General features: G+C 71.7%; 7 protein-coding genes and 1 pseudogene. 4 read left to right on the top strand and 4 right to left on the bottom strand.

What is annotated here, in order from left to right:
* Positions 1-150 precede the first annotated feature (150 nt).
* On the bottom strand, positions 151-600 hold the full coding sequence (locus AOK08_RS26805) for a nitroreductase family deazaflavin-dependent oxidoreductase (RefSeq protein ID WP_055530714.1): 450 nt from the start codon (positions 598-600) through the stop codon (positions 151-153).
* A gap of 106 nt (positions 601-706) precedes the next feature.
* Positions 707-1,339: a LysE/ArgO family amino acid transporter gene (locus tag AOK08_RS26800; RefSeq protein WP_055530712.1), complete on the bottom strand. Its 633-nt coding sequence runs from the start codon at positions 1,337-1,339 to the stop codon at positions 707-709.
* A 158-nt stretch (positions 1,340-1,497) separates the two neighbouring features.
* Between AOK08_RS26800 and AOK08_RS26795 the strand changes: the two genes are divergently transcribed.
* Positions 1,498-2,037: a flavoprotein gene (locus AOK08_RS26795; RefSeq protein ID WP_055530710.1), complete on the top strand. Its 540-nt coding sequence runs from the start codon at positions 1,498-1,500 to the stop codon at positions 2,035-2,037.
* Positions 2,038-2,041: 4 nt separating this feature from the next.
* Here the strand turns inward: AOK08_RS26795 and AOK08_RS26790 are convergent.
* Positions 2,042-2,912, bottom strand: a pseudogene (locus AOK08_RS26790) (endo alpha-1,4 polygalactosaminidase).
* A gap of 290 nt (positions 2,913-3,202) precedes the next feature.
* Between AOK08_RS26790 and AOK08_RS26785 the strand changes: the two are divergent.
* The gene (locus AOK08_RS26785) at positions 3,203-4,168 is read left to right on the top strand and encodes an aldo/keto reductase (RefSeq protein WP_055530708.1); all 966 of its coding nucleotides are present in this window, start codon (positions 3,203-3,205) and stop codon (positions 4,166-4,168) included.
* Between the two features lie 18 nt (positions 4,169-4,186).
* Here the strand turns inward: AOK08_RS26785 and AOK08_RS26780 are convergent, their stop codons facing one another.
* The gene (locus tag AOK08_RS26780) at positions 4,187-5,026 is read right to left on the bottom strand and encodes a phytanoyl-CoA dioxygenase family protein (RefSeq protein WP_055530706.1); all 840 of its coding nucleotides are present in this window, start codon (positions 5,024-5,026) and stop codon (positions 4,187-4,189) included.
* A 63-nt stretch (positions 5,027-5,089) separates the two neighbouring features.
* Here AOK08_RS26780 and AOK08_RS26775 point away from each other — a divergent pair, with 63 nt between their 5' ends.
* Both AOK08_RS26775 and AOK08_RS43680 read left to right on the top strand, forming a co-directional pair.
* Complete coding sequence (locus tag AOK08_RS26775; protein WP_055530704.1) at positions 5,090-6,079, top strand: helix-turn-helix domain-containing protein; 990 nt, start codon at positions 5,090-5,092, stop codon at positions 6,077-6,079.
* A 327-nt stretch (positions 6,080-6,406) separates the two neighbouring features.
* The coding region (locus AOK08_RS43680; RefSeq protein ID WP_241827103.1) for a ricin-type beta-trefoil lectin domain protein at positions 6,407-8,159 on the top strand (1,753 nt) is incomplete at its 3' end.

Raw genomic sequence — 8,159 nt, 5'->3', positions numbered from 1 at the left:
CCTTCACCCTCCGCCGGGTCGCGCCGACGGCACCCGAACAGCGTTGACACGGCGGCGAAGGCGGCGGGGAACCCCGCCGCGACGGGGGGCGCGGCGGGGCCTGGGGGTCAGGTGCCCGGAGGCGGACGGTTCACTCCTGCGGGCACCGGGTCAGTTCCCGGCGGCCGGTTCGAGGACGAACACGGGTATGTCGCGGTCCGTCTTCTTCTGGTACTCCGCGTACTGCGGGAACGCGGCGACCGCCCGCTCCCACCACACGGACTTCTCCTCACCCGTCACCTCACGGGCGACCCTGTCCTCGCGCACCGGCCCGTCCTGGATGTCGACGTGCGGATCGGCGAGCACGTTGAAGTACCAGACCGGATGCTTCGGCGCTCCACCCAGCGAGGCGACCACCGCGTACACGCCGTCGTGCTCCACCCGCATCAGGGGTGTCCTGCGGATCTTGCCGCTCCTGGCACCCCGGGTGGTGAGCAGCACGACCGGCAATCCGGTGTCGAGCAAGGTCGTTCCCTCGGTGCCGCCGGAGCTCTCGTACAACTCCACCTGCTCACGCACCCATTGGGTCGGGCTGGCTTCGTACTCACCCTCAAGAGGCATGGAGTTCGTCCCATCGTCTCGTCGTCGTGACCATTGCCACGAGAGGTCAACACCGGGACGCGGCTGAATCATCCGGGCGGCGTGAAGACATCGGCACAGATCGTCGTCACATCGGTGCCACCACCATCCGTACCGCCAGCGCCATGATCACCGCACTGGACACAAGGGCCGTCACCAGCCGCCCGCGCCGGCCCGTCAGCGTCCGGCCGAGCAGCGCGCCGCCGGAGGCGAGCAGCACCTGCCAACTGGCCGAGGCGAGGAAGGCCGCGACCACGAAGACCCCCTGCTCCCATGGGGACACGGCGTCCGAGGCGCGGCTGCCGAGGACCAGCGCGGCGAAGTAGATCACGGTGGTGGGGTTGAGCAGCGTGATGCCGACCAGCGTGAGAAACGCCCGCAGCGGGCTCGGCGGCGCGGGGTCGGCGCGTACGGCGAGCAGGCCGGCGCGGTACTGCCGCAGGGCGCCGATCCCGCCCCAGACCGCGAGGGCGGCCAGCACCAGGGCGGAGGCCCAGCGCAGCGGCACCAGCACCGGGTGCAGGGCGCCGGCCAGGGCGGTTCCGCCGAGCGCGGCCAGCAGGGCGTAGAGACCGTCTGCGGTGGCGATGCCGAGCGCCGCGCACACACCGGTCCGCAGGGACGTACGTGCCGTGAGGGAGACGAGATAGGTCGCGACCGCTCCGACCGGGACGGCGATGCCGTACCCCGCGAGCAGCCCCGCGACGAGCGCGGCCGTCATGACCGGGGAAGCACGGGCCTCCAGGGGCGGCCGGGCTGCTGCCGGCCCCGCACCGGACGAGCGGTGGCGAGGGGCAGCGGCCGGGAGGCTTCGATCGTATGCATGGCGTGATCCTGTGGTCGGGGCCCGCTCACCGGCAAGTCATTTAGGGTTTCCGGATGACCGAGACGCCCGCACCGGCCGCGAAACCCTTCCTCTACGTCGTCGTCTGCGCCGCCGGAGTCGCCTCCGACGTCAGCAAGCTGATCACCGCCGCGCAGGAAAAGGACTGGGAGGTCGGGGTCATCGCGACGCCCCTCGCCATGGGGTTCTTCGACACGGACGCCGTCGAGACACAGACCGGGCGCCCGATCCGGTCCGCCTGGCGCAGGCCGGGTGATCCACGGCCCTTTCCCGCACCCGACGCCGTGCTCGTCGCGCCCGCCACCTTCAACACCCTCAACAAATGGGCGGCCGGCATCGCCGACACCCTCGCCCTGGGCACGCTGTGCGAGGTGAGCGGGCTGGGGGTGCCGATAGCCGTACTGCCGTGCGTGGGCGAGGCGTTGGCCACGCATCCCGCCTACTGGGCGAGCCTGGAACGGCTGCGCGGGATGGGGGTGCGGTTCGCGGACCCGTATGCCGGTGACGCCGAACAGGACGGTGGGGCAGCGGAGTTCGGGTGGGAACGGGGCCTGGAGCTGCTCGCCGCACGGTGAAGCGTCAGTGGGTCCGGCGGATGTACTCGGCGCTGTCGGGCGTCGACACACCGACATCCCTGCGGACGATGCTCAGCCGGTTGCCGTAGGCCGCGAGGGCCTTGCGGAGCCCGGAGTCGGTGTACTCGATCACGACCACCCGGTTGTCGAACGCCCGCGCGTACCCCCCCGCACTCGTCGTACTCGCCGCACTCCTCCGCGACCGCGAAGTCCAGCCCGGTCCGCTTCCGGAGCCCGGCCAGCTGGATGGTGTTCTTCTGGCCGATGGCCAGCCCGCGGGCGTGGGCGTGGGCGGAGAGGAGCGTGATGAAGGCGGTGGCGTCGGAGGCGGTGAGAAGGTCGTCGGAGCGGGTGTAGCTGTCGTAGTTGTCGGGCTCGACCGCGTCGAAGCCCTTGTCCGCGCAGCCGTCGATCCACTCGTTCACACGCGCCGCGATCCGCTTGCGCTTGGCCGCCGTACGGATGTCGAGCAGGGCCTCGTTCCAGTCCTCGTCGACGACGGTCTCGCCCTTCGCGTCCCGCAGCAGCAGATCGGCGGGCCACGACCTCTCCGCGCCGGGCTGTGCCTGGAAGGCGTTGACGTAGCAGATGTTGTAGAGGCCGGGCGCGGGCGCCGCCGTACGGTCACGGCTGACGATGCGCACGCCCGGCGGGGGCGGGTAGGCACCACCGATCTGGTAGTCGAAACCGGCGTGCGCAGGCGGCAGTTCGACCTTGGCCGAAGAGGCCGAAGAGGCCGAAGAGGGAGACGCGGGAGACGGCGGCTCCGGCGCGGCACCGCACGCGGTTGGGCCCCACACCGCCGCGCAGACGGTCGTCAGTGCGACCGCCACCGTCCTGAGACCTCCGGCGTGAGGCGCACCCTCGGCGGGCATGTCCGCTCCAACGATCGCGGGTACGGCCACTACCGGCTGGGCGTACCTCTGCGCACCGGGCACTCGGCCCGGCACGGAAAGGATCCAAGCGTCCGGAACGCCGACGGGTCAAATGGGCGCCGACGCGCCGACGCCCTTGGCCACCCACGTCAGTCGCCAGAAGCCCGCGACCGGGCCTTCCGACGCTTTCAAGACACCCTCAAGCGCCGCTCCAGGGCGGACACAGGGCCCGTGAACAGCTCGGGCGTACGCTCGCTCTGACACCCCGAACGAAGGCAGGAGCAGCAACGATGCAGTACGTGAAGCTCGGTTCGACGGGCATGGACGTGTCGCGGATCTGTCTGGGCTGCATGAGCTACGGCGTTTCCGACCGCGGGGCCCACGAGTGGACCCTCGACGAGGAGACGTCGCGCCCGCTGATCCGCCAGGCCCTCGACGCCGGGATCAACTTCTTCGACACGGCGAACATGTACTCCGACGGCACCAGCGAGGAGATAGTCGGCAGGGCGCTGGCCGACTTCGCCCGCCGCGACGAGATCGTGCTGGCCACCAAGGTGCACTTCCGGATGCGGCCCGGGCCCAACGGTGCCGGTCTGTCCCGCAAGGCGATCATGACCGAGATCGACAACAGCCTCACCCGCCTCGGCACCGACTACGTCGACCTCTACCAGATCCACCGCTACGACGCCGAGACCCCGATCGAGGAGACGATGGAGGCCCTGCACGACGTCGTCAAGGCGGGCAAGGCCCGTTACATCGGGGCGAGTTCGATGTACGCCTGGCAGTTCGCCAAGGCCCAGTACACGGCCCGGGAGAACGGCTGGACCCGGTTCGTGTCGATGCAGAACCACTACAACCTCATCTACCGCGAGGAGGAGCGCGAGATGCTGCCCCTCTGCGTCGACCAGGGCGTCGGCGTCCTGCCGTGGAGCCCGCTGGCCCGGGGCCGCCTCACCCGCGACTGGGACACCACCACCGGGCGCGCCCAGTCCGACCTCGGCATGTTCTTCTACCAGGACAGCGACCGCACGATCGTCGAGACGGTCGCCCGTATCGCGGAGCAGCGAGACGTCCCCCGCGCCCAGGTGGCCCTGGCCTGGCTGCTGCACCAGAGCCCGGTGACCGCCCCGATCGTCGGCGCCACCAAGCCGCACCACCTCGACGACGCGGTGGCCGCCCTCGACCTCGTCCTGACCGACAAGGAGATCGAGGAACTGGGGGCGCCGTACACCCCGCACGCGATCAGCGGTCACTGACCGGAGCGCGGCGACGCGTCAGTGCGGTACGGAGGCCGGGCCGAACTCCGTACCGCACGGCCCCGCGCCCTCGCTCTCGCGCAGCCGGACCCGCTCGCCGTCCATGGAGATCGTGCGGTAGAAACCGCCGATGCGCTCGGCCGAGCGGCCCACGTAGTGCCCGATGAACGAGCGGCGGAACCGGTCGGCGCTCCGGTTGGGCCGCGAGCCGTGCACCAGGCTGCCGTTGAAGAACAGGACGTCACCAGGCGCCATGTCGACCGGCACCGCGGTCAGACCGGGCGGCGGGGGCACGTATTCCCGGGCGAAGGAGACCCCTTCGTCCGCCTCCTGCGGGCAGAACACGTCCATGCGGTGGGTGCCCGGCACGACCTCAAGGCCGCCGTTGTCCCGGTCGATCGGCTCGCAGGCGATCCACGCGGCCACACAGGTGCCCGGCTCGACCCGCAGATAGAAGTTGTCCTGGTGCAGCGCCTGGCCACGGGCACCCGGCGGCTTGAAATAGAACATGCTCTGCGCGGCCAGCACCTCCTCGCCGAACAGCTCCTCAAGGACGGCGCGCAGCCGGGGATCCAGCAGCCAGTCCAGCGACGGCTCATGGAACTCGTGCGGCTGCATCACGCGCGGATACGCGTCCAACGGGTCCGCCGGCCGCCCGTCCCGCCCGGACGGGCGCGGCTCGAAGTGCCCCGGCACCGGACCGGCCGCGTGCAGCGCCGCGAACTCGGCGCGGAGCGCGGCGATCTCGTCGTACCCGAACAGACCCCGAACGACGGTGAACCCGTCCTCCTCGAAGCGCCGGCGCTCCTCCTCCGGCAGGATGGGCGCCCCGGCGGCACCGATGCCCGTGGCTGTCATCGTCGACTCCTTCGGTCCGCTGTCGCCGGCCGCCAGACTAGGGTTGCCGCACCCGGTAAGAGGATGCCCGTGAAAGCTGACGGATTGCCCGAGACCGCTGACTGCTCACCACCGCCGGGCCTGGTGACCGTCGGGCGTTACGACGAGGGGCCCGGCTACGCCGTCAACCGGCCGCAGGGCGCCGACAGTTGGCTGTTCACCTGGACCACGGACGGCCACGGTCTGCTGACCCAGGGCGCGGCCGAGGCGCGAGCCGGCGCCGGAGACCTCGTGGTCCTCGGTCCGGGAGTGCCCCACCGTTATCTGGTCCGGCCGGGCGCCCGGCGCTGGCGGTTCTGGTGGGCGCACTGCCAGGCCCGCCCCTCCTGGACGGCCTGGCTGAGCCCGTACGCCGTCGGCGACGGAATGTACGTCGTCGCGCCGGTCCCGGAAGCCCAGCACGACCGTATGGCGACGGCGTTCGCACGCGTGCTGGCCTACGCCCGCTGGCCGGGCGGAGCCACCAGCCCGCCCGGATCATCCGCCGCACCGGCCACCCTGGACGGTCCGACCGCCGTCGCGCACGGCACCGCCGCCCGCGAACTCTCCCTCTGCGCCCTGGAGGAGATCGTCCTGCTCGCCTCGGCAGCCGCCCGCCCCCTGCCGCCCCGGCCGGGGGTCGACCCCCGGGTGAGCCGGGCGGAAGCGCTCATCGCCGCCGACCCCGCCGCCCCGCACAGCGTCCGGTCGCTCGCCGAGGAGGTCGCCCTCTCACCCTCGCGGTTCGCGCACCTGTTCACGGAGCAGCTCGGCCGGTCCCCGATGCGGGCGCTGCGCGAGGCCCGGCTGCGGCACGCGGCCCGATTGCTGGAGGCCACCGACCTGCCCGTGGAACGCGTCGCCCTCGCCTCCGGTTTCGCCAGCCCGTTCCACTTCAACCGGGTGTTCCGCGAGCGTCACGGGACGCCCCCGGGCGCGTACCGCGCACTGTGCAGACGCGATCCGGCGGAATCCGGGGTGGCGGGTCGCGACGGCGGAAACGCCTCCGAGCGAAGTCAATACCGTTTGCGATGAGGATGTCGACAGGGTGTCCGACGCCAAAGGCGTGACTAGTTGACACACAGTCAGCCGCATTGGCTCGCAGTGCGATACGGAAGATGACGCGATCTCTTGTTACGTGTCGATGAGCTGTGCAAAGGTGTGCGCGTCGGCGTGCGGACAGGCCTTGTTCTCGCCGCACGTGCGCGACACCCCCGCTGACTCCCCGCTCCAAAAGAGCTGTCCGCTGCGGGCGTTCGTGCTGCCGATTTCCTGTTTGGTCGGATCCTGGCGTTTCGTCGGCAGGGTCGCATACCCCAGGGTATGGACTGAATCCCGAATTGTCCGTGGAGGAATACAGACGTGAAAGACGCAGGCCTGTCGAATTCCCCTACACCGGCTCCCGCGTACGACGCCTCGGATGTCGAACTCAGCGCGGAGCTGAAGAAGTGGTCCGGGACGACGCCCGCGCTCCATCCCGTCGGTGAACTGCTCGACCGGCACTGGGAAGCAGCCTTCGCCTATGCCCGGCTGTGCACCAGCGGCCCGCGCCCCGCGGGAATGCTCACCACCGCCGCGTTCACCCGTATCTTCGGGGAATCCCTGCGCCAGAGCGGCCCCACCGACGCCTGGCGGCCCCACCTCCTGGTCACCGTGCGCCGGCTGGCCGCCGAGTGGGAGGGCGACCACCGCCTCGAGATGCTCCACCCCGAGCTGCGCGCCACGCCCGGCGGCGGGAACCGCGTCGCCGCGCGCCTGCTGCCCGCGGCCGACCGGCGGCTGCTCTCCAGGGCGTTCCAGAACCTCCAGCAGTCCGCGCGCTGCCTGCTGTGGCACGCGGAGGTCGAGGGCGAACCGCTGGAGATACCCGCCGGCCTGCTGGGGCTGAGTGTGGCGGACGCCAAGGTGGAACTCGGCCGGGCCCGTGGCCGTCTGCGCGAGGAGTGCCTGCACGTCCACCGCGAGGTCGTGCCCCAGGAGGAGTGCCGCCGCTACATCCGGCTGATCGACGTCACCTGCCGGCGCCGCACCACGGACATCGATCCCGACCTCGCCAAGCACCTCGCCGACTGCAAGCACTGCCGGTACGCCGCCGACCAGTTGAACCAGTTCAACGGCGACCTCGCCCTCGCGCTCGCCGAGGGGGTCCTCGGCTGGGGTGCGCGCGCCTATCTGGAGTCCCGCCCGGGACGCGCGGCGGAGAGCGCGATCGTCGAGGTCGAACAGGCCCCGGTCATCGAGATGGCGACGGTCGAGAGCGTGCTCCCGGTCCCGCGTGTCCTGGCCCAGGCTCCGCCCATGCCCGAGAACGCGCCCGCCCCACCCGAGCTTGCCTCCACCGAGCCGCCCTCCGACGAGGCGGAGGCCGGCCCCAGTTCGTCCCGCTCCGCCCACAAGGCGGCCCGGCGTGCGGCCCGGCGCCGCAACCGTGTCCTGGCCGTCACGACCGTGAGCGCCCTGGTCCTCGTCCCGCTGGTCCTGTGGACCGTCCTGGGCCCGGACGACGAGAACGGCACGACGGTCGCCGGGACCACCCCGGCGGACACCGCCACCAACGGCTCGGGCAAGGCCGGCGCCCCATCGAGGATCGGGTCGGGGGAGACCACGAAGGGCGCCCCGCGCGGCCGGCTGCACAACATCGCGTCCGGGCTGTGCGTCGGCGTCGTCGGAGGCAGGGCCGTCAAGGGCGCGGAGACCGAGCTGACGAGTTGCTCGGCGGCGGCCGGCCAGGCGTGGTCGTACGAGCCCGACGGCCTGCTGCGCAGCGCCGCCGCCCCGGACCTCTGCCTCGACTCCCGTCTCGGCTACTCGGTCGTCCTCGCCCCGTGCACGGGACCGGCCCGGCCGGGCGCCAGGAACGTGCGCTACGACTTCACCCTCCAGGGCGCCCTGGTCCCGCGCTGGAACCAGGAGCTGGCGCTGGCCCCGGCGGACGCGGCGGGCGAGGGGGACGCGCCGCTGGTCCTGAAGCCGCGCGAGGAGTCCGCCGAACAGCACTGGGTCTTCGACTCCTCGGCACCCTCGCTCCAGATGGAGGCCGTGAAGTGGGACGCGGCGGCCGATTCCGGACGCCCGACCGTCAAGAAGAGCCCCGCGCCCTCGCCGGCGCCCACTC

Origin of the sequence: Streptomyces graminilatus (assembly GCF_001418565.1) — a bacterium.
GTDB classification, from domain to species: Bacteria; Actinomycetota; Actinomycetes; order Streptomycetales; family Streptomycetaceae; genus Streptomyces; species Streptomyces graminilatus.
The sequence above is the reverse complement of the archived record's forward strand: the minus strand, read 5'-3'. Positions and strand labels throughout refer to the sequence as shown.

What these genes read in the sequence shown, in the direction of transcription:
- AOK08_RS26800 (WP_055530712.1), bottom strand. Translation starts at nt 1,339, where the DNA reads ATGACGGCCGCGCTCGTCGCGGGGCTGCTCGCGGGGTACGGCATCGCC.
- AOK08_RS26775 (WP_055530704.1), top strand. Translation starts at nt 5,090, where the DNA reads ATGCCCGTGAAAGCTGACGGATTGCCCGAGACCGCTGACTGCTCACCA.
- AOK08_RS26795 (WP_055530710.1), top strand. Translation starts at nt 1,498, where the DNA reads ATGACCGAGACGCCCGCACCGGCCGCGAAACCCTTCCTCTACGTCGTC.
- AOK08_RS26805 (WP_055530714.1), bottom strand. Translation starts at nt 600, where the DNA reads ATGCCTCTTGAGGGTGAGTACGAAGCCAGCCCGACCCAATGGGTGCGT.
- AOK08_RS26780 (WP_055530706.1), bottom strand. Translation starts at nt 5,026, where the DNA reads ATGACAGCCACGGGCATCGGTGCCGCCGGGGCGCCCATCCTGCCGGAG.
- AOK08_RS26785 (WP_055530708.1), top strand. Translation starts at nt 3,203, where the DNA reads ATGCAGTACGTGAAGCTCGGTTCGACGGGCATGGACGTGTCGCGGATC.